The following is a 17033-nucleotide window of genomic DNA, read 5'->3' as shown; positions in this document are numbered from 1 at the left end:
CTGTTATTTCAAAATATTGTTGGTTACAGAGATCAATTGATCGATTTTATCTTGATCGTACGCATCAGTATGAGCATCAGAAAAATCTCCATGGTCATTATCAAAGTATTTCCCATTGTTTGCTGCGTGCTTTTCTGAAACCACTAATTCAACTAAAATATCGGCTCCTTTATCTGCCGATGACCAATGTCTGCCATAAGCTTCTTTCACCATTTTGGTATTTAATAGTGAACCCGGATTTACAGCAATAGTAGTTATTTCAGGGTGATTTTGTGCAAAAGAAAAACTCCACATCGTCAATGCTAATTTACTTTGAGCATAGGCTTCATTGCTCGAAATATGTTCTTTTCCGACTAATGCATCCATTGAAACGGTTGCTTGTGCGGCCGAACTTAAATTGATGATTCTTGGCGAGTCGCTGTTTTTAAGAATAGTCAACAAACCATGTGTAAGGAGGTAAGGGGCAAGATAATTGACGGCAAAACGCATGTCTAATCCATCTTGGTTTTGTTCAATGCTACTCTTGAGAACTCCTGCATTATTGATCAATACATCAATAGATGAAAACTCATTGGATATGTTGGCTATCATTTTCTTGATGCTATCGAAATCAGATAAGTCAGATACAAAACCACTGACACGATCATTATTTGTTATTTCTTTGATTTCTGAAATCGTGTTTTCCAGTTTCTCAGAATTTCTTCCGTGCAAGATTATTTGATGTCCATTTTTAGCTAGTTTAGTTGCAGCTAGTTTACCAATACCATCTGTGCTTCCTGTGATTAGTATTGTTCTCATCTTTGTTGGATTTTAATGTTGCCGTTGGTTCTTATGTAAAGAAGAACATAGTTATTAGTAGCTGAAAGGGTATGAATGGCTTTGCTTGTTGAGCTAAAAGAACTTCCGGCGTCTAACAGTTTTGTTTCTTGATCTTGGGGAAGCGTATAATTCAGATCACCTTGAATTACAACTGAATGTAAAACCGATCCATCTGATTGTATGTCACCCTTAAATCCTTTTGGGAGTTTTACAAAAAGTCCTTTTGAACCATTGGCATTCCATAGAAAACTCATTTCAGCTTGACTATTGGCATCTATCCAATTAGTCTTTTCACTGTCTAACCAAACTACATTTGAAGCGTCAATATTGATGGAGCGTTCTCCGTTGTCGTATGCTTCCTCGATGGGTTGCACCAAATAAGGTCCTCTATAAATTTCTACTAAAGCTATATTTTCCTCTCCTTGAGCAGCGGTAATATGAGATTCTCCTTTGGGTTGTGTCCAGAAACTGCCAGATTTCATCCACATGCTTTCTGCGGCAGGATCGTCGTTGTGGATGCTGCCTTTGATAACAACTGCTCTATACGTTGCATTATGGATGTGAGGAGGGGAAGAGAAGCCGTTAGCAAACTTTGCGAGGAATCCTGTTGCAACTTCACCATTTCTATCTCCCCAAATAGTTCCGGCTTGTGGACTTTGATCTCCTCTTGCAGGATTTAACTTTTCCCACTCAATTTCAGAACTTAACAAAACGGTATTTGTTGGATTTTCGATGTTCTCTGAAACCGTTTTTTGTTGTTCCTGTTTTTTATTTGTGCAAGAAACGAACACTCCGAGTATTACTAGTAAATAAGCTATCGATTTATACATGTTATTGAATTTGAGTGGTTTCGTTCAGGTTAATTTTTTCAAGAGATTCTTTTTCTGTTCCTATAATATTTTCTATTACTGTATCAAAAGCTCTTCTTGATTTCGGATTTTTACTTGGTTGATTGAAATCTTCTGTATCTCTATAGCCAATGGCTACTGCCATTAGGGTAGCGTAATCAGTTTGGTTAAGGATGTTGTCGTAATTTTCAGGTTCAATACCTTCCATTGGTGTGGCATCGATACCCATTTCGGCACATGCACTCAAGAAAACTCCTAAAGCCAAATAAACTTGTTTATCAAACCAAGCTTTTATTTCTGCCTCAGGTTTAGGTTTAATAAACTCTTTGTAATAATTAACTGCTCCTTCCGGAAGTTCATGTTCTATTTGTTTCTCGAATAAGTCAAGGTTGCTAATTCGGCTAAAAACGACAACGGTATCACTATCAAGAACCTTATCGGTATTCAACCAAGAAACTTTTGAAAGTGCTTGTTTTGTCTTTTCGTCAGAAACAAAAATAAATTTCCAAGGTTGGCTGTTTATTGAAGAGGGGCTCAGTTGCAGAATTTCTTTTAACGCATGAATTTTTCCTTCTTCAATTTTTTTTGTGCTGTCATACTTTTTGGTTGTATAACGATTTTTCATTGATTCTATAAAGCTCATATTCTTTTTTTCTTATACTATAATTATTATAGTTGCAAAACTATGTATAGTTATCTATCATTGCAATAACGGTCAAAAAGGATAGTATAGATTTATGGAAACGAAAGAGCCTAAAAAGTTGAAATTTAAAGGTAGTGAGTACCCTTGTTGTACAAGTCTCACTATGGGAATTATTGGTGGAAAATGGAAAACGGTAATTTTATATCATTTAATTGATAAAACGCTTCGCTATAATGAGTTAAGAAAAGAGATGCCTACTGTTACAGAAAGAACTTTAAGCTTACAATTAAAGGCGATGGAAGAAGATGGGTTAATTGATCGCAAGGTATATACGTCAAAGCCACCCTTAAAAGTAGAGTATTCATTAACAGACTTTGGAAAAACTTTAATTCCCTTAATTCAATCAATTGCGGAATGGGGAGATTTTGCGGTTGAAAACTATTCCGACTGATCTTTTATAGTTTAGGTTGCTGTATGTATCCTAGCATCCCCATGGATGGTATTTTATATAGGTTTTGATGAGTACAGTATTTTTTATTCATTTTTGCATTTTATCAAATACATTGGCTGATTCTCATTTACTTCGCTGATCTCAAAAAGCCCAAAGGCGTTAAATTCTGTTTTCACGGATTCTTGGTCGTAGTAAAATATTTTGGCACCTTCGTGAAATTCGTAACGGTCTTTTCCAACCAGTTTTCCCTTTCTAAAATTCGGTGCTTCTTTAGTTATGGCAGTAAAAACCATAAATCCGTTTTCGGTCAGTTGGTTGTAGCAGTCTTGTATTAGCTTTTTCCTTTCTTTGCCGTCCAATAAATGGATAAGAGCATAACAAAAAATCCCGTCATATTTTTTATCTCCAAAAGGCATTTCGGTTACAGAACCATGAAAAATGTTTATTTTATTTCCGTAATGTTTTTTTGCAAGTTCAATGGCTGTTTTTGAAATCTCAACTCCACTTACGTTCATTCCACTTTCAATAAATGGTAGAGCATTTCTCCCATATCCAATTCCTGGAATTAGAATGTTCTTTAATGATTTTTCTACGAAGAAGATTTTTGTCAATTCAGCAGATTTTGCAGAGTTCATTCCCCACATTTCTTGTTTGTCGTTAAATGCTGATTCCCAAAATTCTGTCATTGGTCTTTGTGTTAGTAACTGGCTTTTATTTCAATTCAATTACGTCGTCTATTACATAACATTGGTCCCATTTCTTCATTCCTATTTTAGGATAATAGTCTACTGCTTTAGGTGCAGCCAATAAGATTAATTTTGCTTTGGGTGATTCCAATTTAGTACGTCTTATTAGTTGTTTACCGATTCCCTTTTTTTGATAAGATTGGTCAACTGCTAAGTCAGATAAATAAGTGCAATACATAAAATCCGTTAAAGACCTTGCTACCCCGATCAATGCATTGTTTTCTCTGGCTGTAACAATCAAATTTCCATATTCTAACATTTTGGTAATTCTTTCGGGTTCCTTTACAGGTCTTCTTTCTCCTAAAGTTGATTTATTTAGTACTTCAATAAATTCTTGAGGCGATAGGTTGTTTTCTATTTGATAGGTTATCATAAAATATGTGGTGAATAGCTGGTTATCTCATATTGAGGTCTTTTTTGTAAAACACATCATCAATAGGGTTCTTTATAAAATTTAGCGGCAGTTTACTTTTTCCTATTTTCTGAAATTCATTTTTTTCATAGAATTTATGAGCGGCTTTAAATTGATCCATTGTTCCTAAATAAATACGGCTAATACCTTCTTCAATTGACCAATCAAAAACGCTATTTAACAGCAGTTGGGCTGTTCCAAAATCTTTACCTCTATACTTTTTCTTTACAAACATGTTTTTCAGGACAGAAAAATTGCTATCTGTTTTCAAAATGCCAACTGTTCCGACTATTTCACTTCCATTAAACGCAACCCAATATTTATCAAGTAAGACGCTTGTGGATTTTCTCCCGCTAGAAATTGGAACAAGAAACTCGTTTGAAATTTCATTTATCATGACATCTATTTCGTTTTGATGGACAGCATGATATGGACGTATTTCTATTTTAGGCATTCACGTTATTTTTTAGCTTTTGCCAACGGTTTGTATATAGCTTGTGACGGTTTCGGAGCTAAAACTTTGCTGACAGCTGTTTATCTGGCATAAGCTGTATTCGTTGATGTGGGGCTTTTTATTTTTCCATTAATTTACTGTCAATCAGCACCCATTTATTTGAGTCCTTTTTAAACATATAATTTATTGTAATTCCTTCCACAGGATAATGTAGTTGAAGGCTGAGTTTTTGATTTACAATACTCCAATCACCTATGCTCAAGTAATCCCTTGTTTCTGATTTGTCAGCTTCATTTTTACTAATAACAGAAACAGGTTCGTTAAATTTTTGTACTCCCATTAGAGTTGTTCTATTAATCATGTCAGATTCTATGATTTTCAATGGTTTTCTGCTAGAGTCACTGTCGATATGAAAATATTTCTGAAGTTCTTTTAAGTCAATTGCTTGCTGTAAAACTTGTCTGATTTCTGTAATTGAAAATCGATCGTACAAACTTGAGTCGAGTTTTGTCAGTGTTATTCCAACACTTTCAGCGTAATCTCCATTGGTGTAGTAAACCGTGTTTTTGTTATAGATCGCTAGACTTCCTGCCTTAGGAATTGAGTCGTTGTAATTAAACGAGATTTGGTATTTGTCAATTTTAGCTTTCCCTTTATAGACTGTGGAAGTTCTTAAACCACGAGATTCGAATTCAAATGTACTGTCTTGATAAATTCTCAAATAAATCCATCCTATTGGTGCTTCTCTGTCAGCTTGAAGAAGAAGCTCCTTTTCATTCTCCTTGTTTTTTGTCGAGCAAGAATTAATGATAAGCAATGCAAATATGAGTTTAATCGTCAGTTTCATTTTTTAAATGCCTTACAATTTATATAAACACACATTACGTATATACTTAATTATCCTGATTAAAGCGAGAGTTTTGGAACTTAGTAAACGAGATGAATCCCAACCCACCAACACTTAAAATCAAACACAAATATCCAAGCCAGTCTCCGAATTTGGTATAAAAAGTTTTGGTGGATTTTGATGGAACGTCAAAAGTGAATCCGGTTCGTTCCCAGTAGTTTGTTTTCTGGAGTACATTGCCCTCAGGATCTATGATGCCGGAAAATCCGTTGTTTGCACTTCTCACGATCCAGCGATCAAATTCAATGGCTCGTAATCGGGCGTACGCAAAATGCTGATAATGCCCGCTGGTATTTCCCCACCATCCGTCGTTGGTTATAATGGTTATAAAGTCAGCTTCGTCCTTTACAAACTCTCTGATCCACGATGGATACACAGAATCATAACAGATTAATCCCTGAGTGGTAAAACCGTTTGTCTTGAGTGATGTGGCTTCTAACCCTTTACCAAATCCTGCAATGTTTCCCCAATCCAACCAATCAAATATATCAATGGCATTAAAGAATTCCACGAATGGGAAGCGTTCTACAATGGGCACCAAGTTATGTTTGTCGTAACGGGTGCGTTCACCATCAGCATTTACATAAAGAGTAGCGTTAAAGTAATTTCTTGCCCTTCCATTAACCATATCTCTGTACAAAGTTGGAGGCTCTTCATACAGTTCAAATAAACCGGTTCCGGTAATCAACGAAGCATTCCAAGCTTGGGCTGAATCTGAGATACTGACAGCCGTTCTGGAATTCATGTAAATTCCTGCATCAACCGCATTTTCAGGCCATAAAATAAGTTCGGTGTCATCGGTTATCACTTTGTTCGTGATGCTGAAAAGACTGTCCATCAACACAGAATGACTGCCTAAACCACCATGACTTTCATAAGAATCATGATTGGGCTGAATGACTGCTACACTGGTTGTTTTGGCTGCCGGTTCTTCAGTAGAGCCTAAAAACATCATGAGTGAAATTCCGGATGGTAACAACAGGGCAAAAGTAGCGGCCAGAGCAATAGATTGCTTTTTATTTTTGAACGCCAGAAAAGCTAATGAGCTGGTAAAGATCACCCAAAAAGAAATCCCAAGATGTCCCGTAGCAGAGATGTACTGGATCAGAGAAACCTGATTTGCCCATGCATTTCCAAGTGTTAACCAGGGCCAGGAAAGATCCCAGTTGTGGTGCAGGAATTCATAACTCACCCAAATGGAAGCATGCAAAAGAGCGATCAGCCAAGCTTTATCAAATCGCTTTGAACAAATCCGAAATAGAACAAGCGGAATGGTCATTATAGCTGCGTTTGCCAGTACGGCTGCAATTCCTGCGACCAGACTTGCCATCATCAACCAGTACGTTGTGATCAAGTTCCAGATTACAAATCCTGCATAACTGTAATAAGCCAGTTGTTTGTTAGAATCACATTTATCAGCCAGTAAAAATAAAAGTATAAAAGCGGGGAAGCTCAGAAATGACAGATCAACAGGAGGGAAGCTTAATCCGAGCAGAACTCCGGCTGTGATAGATAACGCCCATTTGTTTTCGAGAAATTTGTTCATCAATTATTTCTTATCGAATTTTGGAAATTAGTACAATATAAGTCATCCAGAGCGATAGCGAGGGATATTCACGACTATAATTTGCTTCTACAAATACTTGAAGATTCTTCGCTATCGCTCTGAATGACTCTTTAATTTTAGATAAATTCAAATTTAAAAATCCACCTATCATTCCGAATACCCTTTTCCTGCAACAACAACGGCAATTTCACCTTTGATGGAGGCTCTGTTTTCAAAGTCTTCTTTCAATTCTGAAATAGGAGCTCGTACCACTTCTTCAAATTTCTTGGTGAGTTCACGGGCAACGGCTGCTAATCGTTCCGGTTCAAAATGTTCTTCCAATTCTTTGAGTAATTTCACAATGCGATGCGGGCTTTCATAGAACACGATCGTGCGTTCTTCTTCAGAAAGTTCTTTGAGTCGTTTTTGTCGTCCTTTTTTGGGTGGAAGAAATCCTTCGAAACAATATTTATCGCAGGGAAGTCCGCTTGCCACCAAAGCTGTAGTAACGGCATCAGGTCCGGGGATAACGGTAACTGTAATTCCTTCTTGTTTAATAGCCCGAACAGCTAAAAAGCCCGGATCAGAAATCCCCGGCATTCCTGCATCAGAGATTAAAGCAACCGATTGTCCACCTCTCAAAATATTTAATACGTGTTCTACTTTATGATGCTCATTATGGAGATGAAACGAAAATTTCGGAGTGTTTATCCCAAAGGCGCTTAATAATTTGCCGGAAGTACGGGTGTCTTCACAAGCAATATGATCTACAGATTTTAAAACTTCTACCGCCCGGGGCGAAAGATCACCAAGATTACCAATCGGAGTAGCTACAATGTAAAATGTTGACACGAATAAAAATGATTTGAAAGAATTTCGGAATGAAATTATACAATTTAGAATTAACTTAAGATATTGATTATTGAACAATACTTAATTTTTAATTGAACAAAATGAATTTTACGCCTTCAGGTTTAAATCACATTACTATTCGGGTAAACAGAATTGATGCATCCAAAGAATTTTACGGAGATATTCTTGGCTTTGAAGTTATAAGAACTATGGGACAAAGTATGGCTGTGTATGACATCGGAGGAGGAGATACCATGGTGATCGTTGAAGCGGAAACCAGTTACGACCCAACTTCCAGAGACTTTCGAGTAGACCATTTTGGTTTTTATGTTGATTCGGCTAAAAAAATAGATGAGCTGGCTAAATATTTCAGAGAAAAAGAAGTAACGATCATGAGTGGTCCGGCAAACAGAAAAAAGGGAAGGTTCTTATTTATAGCTGATCCTGATGGGAATATGATCGAGTTTATGTTTGAAGAAGAATAAAAAGGCCACTAAAACAAGAAATCACTAAAAATTTTGTGCATTAGTGATTTTGTGGCAATCCTGATTGCTCTAGTTCCATAGCCCAGCTGTGGAACTAGCAGAATAGTTGCCGCTCAGGGTCATCCCGAACTTGTTTCGGGATCTTTGTAAGGAATAGTTCTTGAAGCTGTCTGAATTACCCTAAACAAAGGCTAGATATACTTTCATACTAATAATCGAAGAATTATGATCCAGTGTTAAAGGATTGGTATGAAACATTAAAAGATCAGGAATTAAGAAAAATATTAAAGCCTTTTCGTAAGATCCCGAAACAAGTTCGGGATGACCTGGCTTTTTAAAAGAGATTACTTAAAAACCATGGGTATGAACTGAATTTTTATTATTAGTCCACTTTGTTATTTTGGGATATGAGCAATAAAAACAATATAGATCATCCACTAAAACACAAAATCTATAAAAATTTTGTGCTTCAGTGATTTTGTGGCAACCCTGATTATGAAAAACAAGATAGAAAGAGAATTAGGGCAGAAGGAATTTGAAAGTGAGATAGAGTTAGATCTCCGCAACCAAGAGCTTGATAAAGAAAAACAGAAAAAGCTCGATGAAGAATATCACCCTGCTGTGCTATTAGTGTTAAATTTCGTTGGTAATTTAGTTGTTGGCTATATTATTTTTTTTCTAACTATATCTTTTTTAATTCAAGTATTTCAATTTTTTCCGGATAGTATAAATAGGGTATACTTTCTGGTATTTCATTTGATAATTTGGATATTTGCGATCATTGGGGCTTTTACAAAAAAATCGCCTTGGGACAAATTTCTTAAGTAAGTTCGATCACTTCTGAATTTCTGATATCGAAAAAATCTTCTTCGTCCCAATTGGTGTTGATCACAATTCCACCCATCAGGTATAATTTTTTGCCTACAAGTGCATCTTTGCAATCATGGATAAGCTCTTTCACTTGGGTATGAATTTTTTCATAAGCTTTTTCAGTCACTTCTTTGATCTGATCGTCTGCGCTTAGAATTTGATCTCTTTCGGCATTCAGCATCTTAACAACCTGAGCTTGTTGATAATCAGATGCGGTTTCTTCACCAATAGTAGAAGGATTTTGAATTGCAGATAATCCGGCAATGAGAGAGCCGCAACAAGTGGAGTTACTATCTTGTCTTTGGCGAAGGATTTCTCCGGCTGTACCTTCTTTGGATACTCCAATATGTGGACCGTATAAAATAAAAGCTCCTCCTTTATCCGGAATATGACTGGCAAAAGCCATTACACCCGTTTTCCCGGTAAAAGGTAGTCCCGAAATTCCACCAAACCTGAAAGGACCCGGTCCAACAAACAATCTGCTGAAAATATTAAATGAGTTATTTACTTCATCAGAGCAGATCGAAGTTCCCCAAATAGTTCTGGATAAGATAAACCCCTGAAGATTTAACTCACTTGTGATCTTCTGTTCCAGTTCTCTTATTTGCAGTGCTTTTGGATAGTGTGCTTTAACAGACATGTAATTTTTGATATCCGGTTTAAATTTCCTGAGCCAAAATAAAAAAAATCTTTAGGAATGTTCGAGCATATATTCAGTAAATCTTACATTAAAAAGAATTATAGTAGGAATCTCATTATTGGTATAATTAATCCGTATATTCAGAGCTTACTGAATCGTGAGTTCGCGATAAGACTGGAAATGTAACAACCTTCAGGTTTATAGATCATTGCTGGCTTTTATGAATCAAGCAGTCCCGCTTGCCTCTTGTCATTAGCTCACCTCTAATAATAAAATGACCCGGGCAGGAATACTCACAGCACAGTTTTTGGACGGGATAAAAACGGTTAAAAATATATGCCAACGTTCAAAGAACTAGGTTTAAAACAAGAACTGCTCGACGCAGTTGAAAAATTAGGGTTTACAGAACCCACAAAAGTACAGGAATTAGCAATACCTACTATTCTCGCTTCTCAGCGTGATCTTATTGCACTAGCGCAAACAGGAACAGGTAAAACCGGTGCATTCGGACTTCCTGCTTTAAATCAAATTGATACAAATTCTGATAATGTTCAGGTTTTGGTGCTTTCACCAACTCGTGAACTAGCCATTCAGATCGCTCGTGATCTTAAGGATTTCGCAAAGTATCAGAAAGGAGTTAAAACAGTAGCAGTTTACGGTGGAGCTAATATCTCTACTCAGATCAAAGCGCTTAATAACGGTTGTCAGGTAGTGATCGGAACTCCGGGACGTATGCTGGATCTCATCAACAGAAAAAAACTTGATGTTCGCAATGTAAGAACACTTGTATTGGATGAAGCCGATGAAATGCTGAATATGGGTTTCCAGGATGATCTGGATGCAATTCTTGCTGATACTCCACGTGAGAAACAAACACTTCTATTCTCAGCAACGATGCCGAAAGCAATTGCTAAGATGTCAGCGAAGTACATGAACAATCCTGAAGAGATCGAGGTTGGTGAGCGTAATGCGGGTGCAAAGAATGTTGAGCATCATTACTACATGGTTCACGCAAAGAACAGATTCGAAGCTCTTAAGAGAATTGTAGATATGAACCCTGATGTGTATGGGATCATTTTCTGCAGAACACGTCGTGAGACCTCTGAAATTGCTGCTAAACTGAACAAAGACGGTTATGACGTTGATCTGCTCAACGGTGATCTTTCACAGGCTCAGCGTGATGATGTGATGAATCGTTTCAGGACAAAAGAACTTGAATTATTAGTGGCAACTGATGTAGCTGCTCGTGGACTGGATGTTAACGAATTAACGCACGTAATTAACTACAATCTACCTGACGATCTGGAAGTATATATCCACAGAAGTGGAAGAACAGGTCGTGCCGGTAACTCAGGTATTGCAATTTCTATTATCCACACCAGAGAAACTCGCAGAATTCGCGACCTGGAAAAGATGTCCGGTAAAGATTTTATCAAAAAAGAAGTACCAAGTGGTGAAGAGATCTGCGGAATTCGAATGCTGGATCTTATCGATACCATCAAAGACACAAAAGTTAATGAAGATCAATTACAGAAGTTTTTGCCACAGGCGATGGAAAAGCTCGCTGAAATGGATCGTGAAGCGTTGATCAAGAAATTCCTGTCTGTAGAGTTCAATCAATTTCTGGATTATTATTCTAATTCCAATGATCTGAATGCTCAAGGCGGTAATGATCGAAAAGGAAGCAGAAATAACGATCGCGGCGGAAGAAATGATCGTGGCGGCAGAAGTGGCGGTAGAGATCGCGGAATTACCGAAGCAGGTTATGAGCGTTTCTTTATCAATGTTGGCCGACGAGACGGACTTAATCCTGTTCGTTTGATGGGATTGGTAAATGAGCAACTAAATGGTTCTAAGCCCGATTTTGGTAAGATCGATCTTCAGAATAATTTCTCATTCTTTGAAGTTGAAACCGGATATGAAGGTGCGTTGACAAACGGTGTAACCGGTGCTAAATTTGAAGGCAGAGATGTTGCTGTTGAGCGTGCTCAGGATGATAAAAAGAGCAATTCCGGTGGTGGTGGAAGAAGCGGCGGCGGAAGAAGAAAAAGTAACGATGGCGGTTTCCCAAAAGGAAAGCGTAAAAGCGGTAATCGAAAAAGAAGCAGAAAATGAGTGAATTTGATGTAGTCATTTTAACAGAATCCAGATATTTGAATCCGGAGAAAGTGAATGACTACATTCAAAACATTTTAACGGAAGAGGAACTGATCAAAAAAGCTTTAGAGAAACACGATCTAAAAGTGATTCGTAAAGATTGGGCAGATCCTGATTTCGATTGGGCTTCTACCAAATGCGCCATTTTCAGAACTACCTGGGATTACTTTGATCGATTTGAGGAATTTCAACAATGGCTGGATCATGTTGAAACTAAAACAAAACTGATCAATCCGGTTTCTACCATCCGCTGGAATATGGATAAGCATTACCTCCGGGATCTGGAGAAAAAGGGTATCAGAATTGTAGAGACGTTGTACATCAAAAGAGGGGAAAGTAGATCTCTCTCAGATATTTATAACGATGCAGGTTGGAAAGAGGTGATCTTAAAGCCAACCGTTGCCGGAGCCGCTCGCCATACTTATAAGCTCAATTCAGGTAATATCGTTGATCACGAAGCAGTTTTTGCAGAACTAATTGCAAAAGAAGACATGATGCTTCAACCATTCCAGTATAATATTGCCACAAAAGGCGAGGTTTCGTTTATGGTGATGGGAGGGAAGTTTACTCATGCTATTCTCAAAAAAGCAAAATCAGGAGATTTCAGAGTACAGGATGATTTTGGTGGAACGGTCCAGAATTACGAAGCTTCATCAGAGGAAATTTCTTTCGCAGAAAAAGTTGTACATGCTTGTAATCCATTACCTGCGTACGCTCGTGTAGATGTGATGTGGGATAATGAAAATCAACTAGCTGTTTCCGAAGTTGAATTAGTTGAGCCGGAATTATGGTTCAGAGAATATCCGGAAGCTGCGGATGTGTTGGCGGAAGAGGTTTTAAAGAGAATTTAGTACTTTGTTAAGCCCAGCGGACTGAAGTCCTTGACTCGAGAACTTGAATAGGGCTGATTTTAGTCAAGTATTCCTGCAAGGAATTTATTCCATATCTAAAGTAGTTAATTATGGTTTAGAGAATATCGTGAAGCTGCAGATTATTTAGAGAGGGAAATTGTAGAGAGTTTATTAAGAAGTGTGAGTAAAGTTTTTTAATGTTCTTCAACTTAATAGATTATTTTTATAGGCTTACAAAATATTTGAAAGCCATACCAATTGTTATTGCTAATCCAAAGCTTAGCAAAGTGCCAATTAAGATATATTCGGTAAGCTTTCTATCTTTTGCTCTTGAGAGATCTCCGAACCGAAATACGGATTTAGCTGCTATAAGTAAACCTATTGCCTGCCATTGATCTAACAGAATAAATCCGAAGACAAAAAGGCGTTCTAAAATTCCTATATATTTTCCGGCACTTTGCAACGAGTTTTTAAGATTATCTTCCTCAATTTCCCATGTACTCATTATCATTTTCATAACTATAGCTGAGACGTAAGTTAGGCTTAGTAATGATAGAATCAGAATCAGAGATTCATATGAATACAGAATTGAGAGATTGATCTGAAAAGGTTCATACCCATAGACAAGCGCTGCAATAATCGAAAAATGTGCTAATTGATCAGTCACAAAAAGCAATCGGGGACTTATCTTTCCATCCAGTTTTAATTTGATAAGATCGATCAAGAAATGGCTCAAAATAATCGTTACAAAAATGAACCAATAATTCCATTCAAGTTCCAATAATACCAACAGAGCTAATGCATGAACTCCAAGATGCAGATACAGAAATTTAGATTTCTGCTTTTTTTGCTTTTTATCCTTTACCCATTTATCAGGTTGAAAAGTGAAATCACCTATCAGATGAGCAATTATTAATTTTAGAGCAAGGATGTTCATAAAACTGAAATTTTGGCTTGATAGAATTTATTCATATTCATTATTTCTTCGAAGCCTCCTCTTTTAAGTGCTTCGCTTACGTTGCTTTGAGATTTGTTTAGAATCTGGGCAATCTCTTGCTGATTTTTTTCCGGATGCTCGATAACTGTTTTAATTACTTCAGCAACTGTATTACTCCATCTGTCTGCAGTTAAAAGTAAAAGCGCCAGCATTAGATTTAATTCCTGTGTTAGTTCTTTATTATGCAACTTAAAAGCCAAAGTTTGCTTTTTTAGTAGATCAAAACCTTCACCCGATAATTGATAAGCAGATCCATTTGATTCTGTGATTTTGTCTGCTTTATGAGTTTCCTCTCCCAGCCCAATCCCAAGTCTTACATCCAGAGAAGTTGTTGTTTTGATTTCAGCTTTTATGTGAATAGCAGCAATAAATGCATTTTCAGGTTTTACACTTAACTGAAAGCTATCGCCTCTGTATATTTCCCAATCTTTTGGCTCTGCTCCGTAGTGACTGAGAACATTTTTGAGGGCGGTTAACCAATTCTTTGTTTCACCCTTGCGAGAATTTACAATATCGCCTGTAAGAACAGCAATCATATCTTTTTAGTAAGCAGTATATCTGTTCTAGAGCAGATAATCAATAATATCGGTTCTAAAGCAGATAATTATAAATATCTGCTGGAAAAGGGATATTTATAGTTTTTATCAGAAATGTACGTAGCGGGGTTGCTTTAATACATTGTATTTGGGTTAGCCGACTCTTTCGGAATTTGCTGAATGGCATCCCAATGTTCACAGATCTTTCCATTTTGATCAAACCGAAAGAAATCCATCGTCACATATTGATCATTTCCCGGCCAAGTTTGATGTGTATGAAGTGCTACTAAGTTTCCTTCAGCAATGCATCGTACAAACTCAATAGATTTATCAGGGTATTCCTTCTGCATTCGTTCGAAATAATCTATAAAGCCTTGTAAACCATCAGCTACATTGTATGTATTCTTTACCAGCATAGTCTTTAATGGCTTTGGTAGGGTTCCCTTCATAAGCTGTTCTGTAGAAGGAAATGGCATTCTGTTTATTCTTTTCAAGATTCATGGTTAAATGTAATTCTTAAACTTTCAAACATCCACGAAACCCTCTTGCTGCATAATATGAATCTGCACCATTATGGTACGTAAAGACTTGATTATAACGCCGATCACAAAATAGTGCACCGCCTAGTTCTCTTATCACGGAAGGAGTTGATATCCAGCTGGAAGTTTTGGTATCAAATTCACCATAAGACTGTAATTTGTAATATTGTTCTTCATTCAAAAGCTCAATTCCCATTTCATTAGCGACATCGATCACAGAACTTTTAGGAGGATATTTTTTACGGGATTCCAGTGCTTCTCGGTCGTAGCATAGACTTCGTCTGCCTTTCGGACTTTCAGGGGAGCAATCCACAAAAAGATACTCTGAATCATTATCACCAAGTTTTACAATGTCCGGTTCACCGCCAGTGACTTCCATTTCATTCAGAGACCAAAGCTTATCAGAATCAGCTTCCAGTTTGGATTGAATTTTATCCCATTCATAACCTTCATGGCGATGCATATTTCCCTCAAAACGGGTTCTCAATGTATTGATCAATTCTTCCTTTAGTGCAGAACTCAATTCTTTTTTAGTAGCCATTATCGGATCTTATTTTAGTCGTTCCAGCTTTCCTTTTCGTTTAACGATGTTTTTGTAATCCCATTGAATTTCTCGTGATTTTTCAAGCCATCGTTTCAGATCTTTAGTATTGATCTGATTAACATCTGTATATCTGATTGAAGCATCTTTGAACTTTCCGGTTCCGGGCTTTAGTTGATCTTCTTCAAAGTCCATACCGCTCCAGAACATCAATCTAATGCAGTCTTTCAGTTTACTATATCCCACAATCGGGTTTCCATCCAAAAACCAAACAGGATGGGCATGCCACATCTTATTTTCTGCTTCAGTAAGGGTTTTATTGATCTCCTTGTAAAGTAGATCGCAGATCTTTTTATCTGATTCAGTCTGCTTGTCATGATATGCTTTGATTTTCGAATCCATGATTTAAAATAATACAACTTGCACATATTTACAGATTCAACTTAATTACTTGTTCACCAATTTATTAGCACTATGAATGATCAATGGAAAAGCTTTACTAAAAAAATAGCTATCAAAGCACCAATGCAGAAAATTTATGATGCATGGACTACTCAGGAAGGACTTGAAAGTTGGTTTCTGAGAAGTGCCGGAGCAACAAAAAAGGATGGAAGTAAACGTCCTGCAGATGAACACTACGAACCCGGAGATATGTTTTACTGGATGTGGTACGGTTATCCTGATTCTGTATATGAAGAAAGAGAAGTGCTGGAATTAAATGGAAAAGATTACTTCCGTTTTATGTTTACGGATCAGTGTGATGTGGAAGTAAAACTATCGCAGATCAATGATGAGCATGTGATGGTGGAGCTGTCTCAGCATAATATTCCAATAGAAGAAGACCCGAAGAAAAATTTGTATGTAGGTTGTGGAGAAGGATGGTTGTTCTATATGACCAATTTGAAATCAATTCTGGAGGGAGGAATTGATCTTCGAAATAAAGACGAGAGTTTGAAAGGAGTTTTTAATGCTTAAGTAGTGATTAGAGATTTAGTTATTGGTTATTCTCAATCAACAAACAACGGCTAATTTCGGAAACATAAATTATAAGGCAAGAATAAAAATCCTCCTTCGAAGGAGGTGTCCGCCGACTGGCGGACGGAGGATGTTGTGAAGTTTAGAAACTCATAAACTTCACAACATCACTCTGATATCACACAAGTGTTCGATCGGTCTCCCTTCGAAGGGAGATCTTAAAGCTTCGTTGGATTCGGTGCATCACCATAAACTTCCTTAGGATCGAATACTTTTTCTGATTCTTCAAAGGCTAACTCGCCGTTTTTTTCAAAGAATGCATCACCGGTTGGTACGCTTCTGTAAAAACAAGAACGATATCCAACATGACAGCTGGCACCATTTCCCTGAACTTCAACACGTAGCCAAACACAATCCTGATCGTCGTCGATTCTCATTTCTTTAACGATCTGTGTCAAACCGGAAGTCGCGCCTTTATGCCATAAAGTTTTTCTGCTTCGGCTGTAATACACGGCTTCGCTTAGTTCAATGGTCTTCTTAAATGCTTCTTCATTCATATAACCATGCATCAACAATTCACCGGAAGTATAATCAGTGGTTACTACAGGAATTAATCCATCTTCCTGAAATTTTGGAGCCAGATCGTTGGCTTCTTCTACTTGTTCTACGGATAGTCTTTCTTTGAATGTGATTTCTGACATTTATTTACTTTTAGGTCATTCAGAGCGATAGCGATGAATCTTCACAAATAAATATAAGTGCAG

At 37.2% G+C, this 17033-nt stretch carries 21 protein-coding genes and 1 pseudogene; 6 read left to right on the top strand and 16 right to left on the bottom strand.

Translation table 11 applies throughout. The annotated features are described in order from the left end of the window. Positions 1–3: 3 nt before the first annotated feature. From A8B79_RS02020 to A8B79_RS02010, 3 genes are read right to left on the bottom strand one after another with little or no spacing between them, the layout of a single operon-like run. Complete coding sequence (locus A8B79_RS02020) at positions 4–798, bottom strand: SDR family NAD(P)-dependent oxidoreductase (RefSeq protein ID WP_066217357.1); 795 nt, start codon at positions 796–798, stop codon at positions 4–6. Continuing rightward, positions 795–1649, bottom strand: a complete 855-nt coding sequence (locus A8B79_RS02015; RefSeq protein WP_066217355.1) for a DUF4437 domain-containing protein — start codon at positions 1647–1649, stop codon at positions 795–797. Before A8B79_RS02015 ends, A8B79_RS02020 begins: the two co-directional genes overlap by 4 nt. Position 1650: 1 nt before the next feature. Beyond that, positions 1651–2310 (bottom strand): nitroreductase family protein, encoded by a 660-nt coding sequence (locus A8B79_RS02010; protein ID WP_076782508.1) that lies wholly within the window; start codon positions 2308–2310, stop codon positions 1651–1653. Positions 2311–2404: 94 nt separating this feature from the next. Here A8B79_RS02010 and A8B79_RS02005 point away from each other — a divergent pair, with 94 nt between their 5' ends. Further along, on the top strand, positions 2405–2761 hold the full coding sequence (locus tag A8B79_RS02005) for a winged helix-turn-helix transcriptional regulator (RefSeq protein WP_066217353.1): 357 nt from the start codon (positions 2405–2407) through the stop codon (positions 2759–2761). Between the two features lie 83 nt (positions 2762–2844). On the opposite strand, the gene A8B79_RS02000 is transcribed toward A8B79_RS02005, so the two are convergent. From A8B79_RS02000 to rsmI, 6 genes are all read right to left on the bottom strand, one after another. After that, on the bottom strand, positions 2845–3447 hold the full coding sequence (locus tag A8B79_RS02000; protein WP_066217351.1) for a class I SAM-dependent methyltransferase: 603 nt from the start codon (positions 3445–3447) through the stop codon (positions 2845–2847). 25 nt (positions 3448–3472) lie between these two features. After that, complete coding sequence (locus A8B79_RS01995) at positions 3473–3880, bottom strand: GNAT family N-acetyltransferase (protein ID WP_066217349.1); 408 nt, start codon at positions 3878–3880, stop codon at positions 3473–3475. A gap of 22 nt (positions 3881–3902) precedes the next feature. After that, positions 3903–4373 carry a GNAT family N-acetyltransferase gene (locus tag A8B79_RS01990; RefSeq protein ID WP_082894029.1) on the bottom strand — a complete coding sequence of 157 codons (471 nt, stop codon included), beginning with the start codon at positions 4371–4373 and terminating at the stop codon, positions 3903–3905. Positions 4374–4491: 118 nt separating this feature from the next. After that, entirely contained in the window at positions 4492–5220 is a 729-nt protein-coding gene (locus A8B79_RS01985; RefSeq protein WP_066217343.1) for a hypothetical protein, read from the bottom strand. Positions 5221–5266: 46 nt separating this feature from the next. Continuing rightward, the gene (lnt, locus tag A8B79_RS01980) at positions 5267–6826 is read right to left on the bottom strand and encodes an apolipoprotein N-acyltransferase (protein ID WP_066217341.1); all 1560 of its coding nucleotides are present in this window, start codon (positions 6824–6826) and stop codon (positions 5267–5269) included. Positions 6827–6994: 168 nt separating this feature from the next. Further along, entirely contained in the window at positions 6995–7678 is a 684-nt protein-coding gene (gene rsmI / locus A8B79_RS01975) for a 16S rRNA (cytidine(1402)-2'-O)-methyltransferase (RefSeq protein ID WP_066217339.1), read from the bottom strand. Between the two features lie 101 nt (positions 7679–7779). Here rsmI and A8B79_RS01970 point away from each other — a divergent pair, with 101 nt between their 5' ends. Further along, positions 7780–8163: a VOC family protein gene (locus A8B79_RS01970; protein ID WP_066217337.1), complete on the top strand. Its 384-nt coding sequence runs from the start codon at positions 7780–7782 to the stop codon at positions 8161–8163. Between the two features lie 495 nt (positions 8164–8658). After that, on the top strand, positions 8659–8991 hold the full coding sequence (locus A8B79_RS01965; protein WP_066217335.1) for a hypothetical protein: 333 nt from the start codon (positions 8659–8661) through the stop codon (positions 8989–8991). Here A8B79_RS01965 and A8B79_RS01960 read toward each other — a convergent pair. Beyond that, positions 8984–9673: a hypothetical protein gene (locus A8B79_RS01960; protein ID WP_066217333.1), complete on the bottom strand. Its 690-nt coding sequence runs from the start codon at positions 9671–9673 to the stop codon at positions 8984–8986. The genes A8B79_RS01965 and A8B79_RS01960 overlap by 8 nt on opposite strands. 336 nt (positions 9674–10009) lie before the next feature. On the opposite strand from A8B79_RS01960, the gene A8B79_RS01955 reads away from it, so the two are divergent. Both A8B79_RS01955 and A8B79_RS01950 read left to right on the top strand, forming a co-directional pair. After that, entirely contained in the window at positions 10010–11788 is a 1779-nt protein-coding gene (locus tag A8B79_RS01955; protein ID WP_066217331.1) for a DEAD/DEAH box helicase, read from the top strand. After that, positions 11785–12681, top strand: a complete 897-nt coding sequence (locus tag A8B79_RS01950) for an ATP-grasp domain-containing protein (protein ID WP_066217329.1) — start codon at positions 11785–11787, stop codon at positions 12679–12681. Before A8B79_RS01955 ends, A8B79_RS01950 begins: the two co-directional genes overlap by 4 nt. Positions 12682–12904: 223 nt before the next feature. Here A8B79_RS01950 and A8B79_RS01945 read toward each other — a convergent pair whose 3' ends face one another. The 5 genes and pseudogenes from A8B79_RS01945 to A8B79_RS01925 form a co-directional block, all read right to left on the bottom strand. After that, positions 12905–13618: a DUF3307 domain-containing protein gene (locus A8B79_RS01945; RefSeq protein WP_066217327.1), complete on the bottom strand. Its 714-nt coding sequence runs from the start codon at positions 13616–13618 to the stop codon at positions 12905–12907. Continuing rightward, on the bottom strand, positions 13615–14214 hold the full coding sequence (locus tag A8B79_RS01940; RefSeq protein WP_066217324.1) for a SatD family protein: 600 nt from the start codon (positions 14212–14214) through the stop codon (positions 13615–13617). Before A8B79_RS01940 ends, A8B79_RS01945 begins: the two co-directional genes overlap by 4 nt. Before the next feature lie 134 nt (positions 14215–14348). After that, positions 14349–14715, bottom strand: a pseudogene (locus tag A8B79_RS01935) (nuclear transport factor 2 family protein). A gap of 15 nt (positions 14716–14730) precedes the next feature. Next, positions 14731–15297 (bottom strand): DUF4256 domain-containing protein, encoded by a 567-nt coding sequence (locus tag A8B79_RS01930; RefSeq protein ID WP_442855444.1) that lies wholly within the window; start codon positions 15295–15297, stop codon positions 14731–14733. A gap of 6 nt (positions 15298–15303) precedes the next feature. Continuing rightward, complete coding sequence (locus A8B79_RS01925) at positions 15304–15696, bottom strand: DUF1801 domain-containing protein (protein ID WP_066217319.1); 393 nt, start codon at positions 15694–15696, stop codon at positions 15304–15306. A gap of 72 nt (positions 15697–15768) precedes the next feature. Between A8B79_RS01925 and A8B79_RS01920 the strand changes: the two genes are divergently transcribed. Further along, positions 15769–16269 carry an SRPBCC family protein gene (locus A8B79_RS01920; RefSeq protein WP_066217317.1) on the top strand — a complete coding sequence of 167 codons (501 nt, stop codon included), beginning with the start codon at positions 15769–15771 and terminating at the stop codon, positions 16267–16269. 218 nt (positions 16270–16487) lie between these two features. Here A8B79_RS01920 and hisI read toward each other — a convergent pair whose 3' ends face one another. Further along, the gene (gene hisI / locus A8B79_RS01915; RefSeq protein ID WP_066217315.1) at positions 16488–16970 is read right to left on the bottom strand and encodes a phosphoribosyl-AMP cyclohydrolase; all 483 of its coding nucleotides are present in this window, start codon (positions 16968–16970) and stop codon (positions 16488–16490) included. Positions 16971–17033: the final 63 nt, after the last annotated feature.

Origin of the sequence: Balneola sp. EhC07, assembly GCF_001650905.1 — a bacterium.
Taxonomy (GTDB): domain Bacteria; phylum Bacteroidota; class Rhodothermia; order Balneolales; family Balneolaceae; genus Balneola.
The sequence above is the reverse complement of the archived record's forward strand: the minus strand, read 5'-3'. Positions and strand labels throughout refer to the sequence as shown.

What these genes read in the sequence shown, in the direction of transcription:
- A8B79_RS02020 (WP_066217357.1), bottom strand. Translation starts at nt 798, where the DNA reads ATGAGAACAATACTAATCACAGGAAGCACAGATGGTATTGGTAAACTA.
- A8B79_RS02015 (WP_066217355.1), bottom strand. Translation starts at nt 1,649, where the DNA reads ATGTATAAATCGATAGCTTATTTACTAGTAATACTCGGAGTGTTCGTT.
- A8B79_RS02010 (WP_076782508.1), bottom strand. Translation starts at nt 2,310, where the DNA reads ATGAGCTTTATAGAATCAATGAAAAATCGTTATACAACCAAAAAGTAT.
- A8B79_RS02005 (WP_066217353.1), top strand. Translation starts at nt 2,405, where the DNA reads ATGGAAACGAAAGAGCCTAAAAAGTTGAAATTTAAAGGTAGTGAGTAC.
- A8B79_RS02000 (WP_066217351.1), bottom strand. Translation starts at nt 3,447, where the DNA reads ATGACAGAATTTTGGGAATCAGCATTTAACGACAAACAAGAAATGTGG.
- A8B79_RS01995 (WP_066217349.1), bottom strand. Translation starts at nt 3,880, where the DNA reads ATGATAACCTATCAAATAGAAAACAACCTATCGCCTCAAGAATTTATT.
- A8B79_RS01990 (WP_082894029.1), bottom strand. Translation starts at nt 4,373, where the DNA reads ATGCCTAAAATAGAAATACGTCCATATCATGCTGTCCATCAAAACGAA.
- A8B79_RS01985 (WP_066217343.1), bottom strand. Translation starts at nt 5,220, where the DNA reads ATGAAACTGACGATTAAACTCATATTTGCATTGCTTATCATTAATTCT.
- lnt (WP_066217341.1), bottom strand. Translation starts at nt 6,826, where the DNA reads ATGAACAAATTTCTCGAAAACAAATGGGCGTTATCTATCACAGCCGGA.
- A8B79_RS01970 (WP_066217337.1), top strand. Translation starts at nt 7,780, where the DNA reads ATGAATTTTACGCCTTCAGGTTTAAATCACATTACTATTCGGGTAAAC.
- A8B79_RS01965 (WP_066217335.1), top strand. Translation starts at nt 8,659, where the DNA reads ATGAAAAACAAGATAGAAAGAGAATTAGGGCAGAAGGAATTTGAAAGT.
- A8B79_RS01960 (WP_066217333.1), bottom strand. Translation starts at nt 9,673, where the DNA reads ATGTCTGTTAAAGCACACTATCCAAAAGCACTGCAAATAAGAGAACTG.
- A8B79_RS01955 (WP_066217331.1), top strand. Translation starts at nt 10,010, where the DNA reads ATGCCAACGTTCAAAGAACTAGGTTTAAAACAAGAACTGCTCGACGCA.
- A8B79_RS01950 (WP_066217329.1), top strand. Translation starts at nt 11,785, where the DNA reads ATGAGTGAATTTGATGTAGTCATTTTAACAGAATCCAGATATTTGAAT.
- A8B79_RS01945 (WP_066217327.1), bottom strand. Translation starts at nt 13,618, where the DNA reads ATGAACATCCTTGCTCTAAAATTAATAATTGCTCATCTGATAGGTGAT.
- A8B79_RS01940 (WP_066217324.1), bottom strand. Translation starts at nt 14,214, where the DNA reads ATGATTGCTGTTCTTACAGGCGATATTGTAAATTCTCGCAAGGGTGAA.
- A8B79_RS01925 (WP_066217319.1), bottom strand. Translation starts at nt 15,696, where the DNA reads ATGGATTCGAAAATCAAAGCATATCATGACAAGCAGACTGAATCAGAT.
- A8B79_RS01920 (WP_066217317.1), top strand. Translation starts at nt 15,769, where the DNA reads ATGAATGATCAATGGAAAAGCTTTACTAAAAAAATAGCTATCAAAGCA.
- hisI (WP_066217315.1), bottom strand. Translation starts at nt 16,970, where the DNA reads ATGTCAGAAATCACATTCAAAGAAAGACTATCCGTAGAACAAGTAGAA.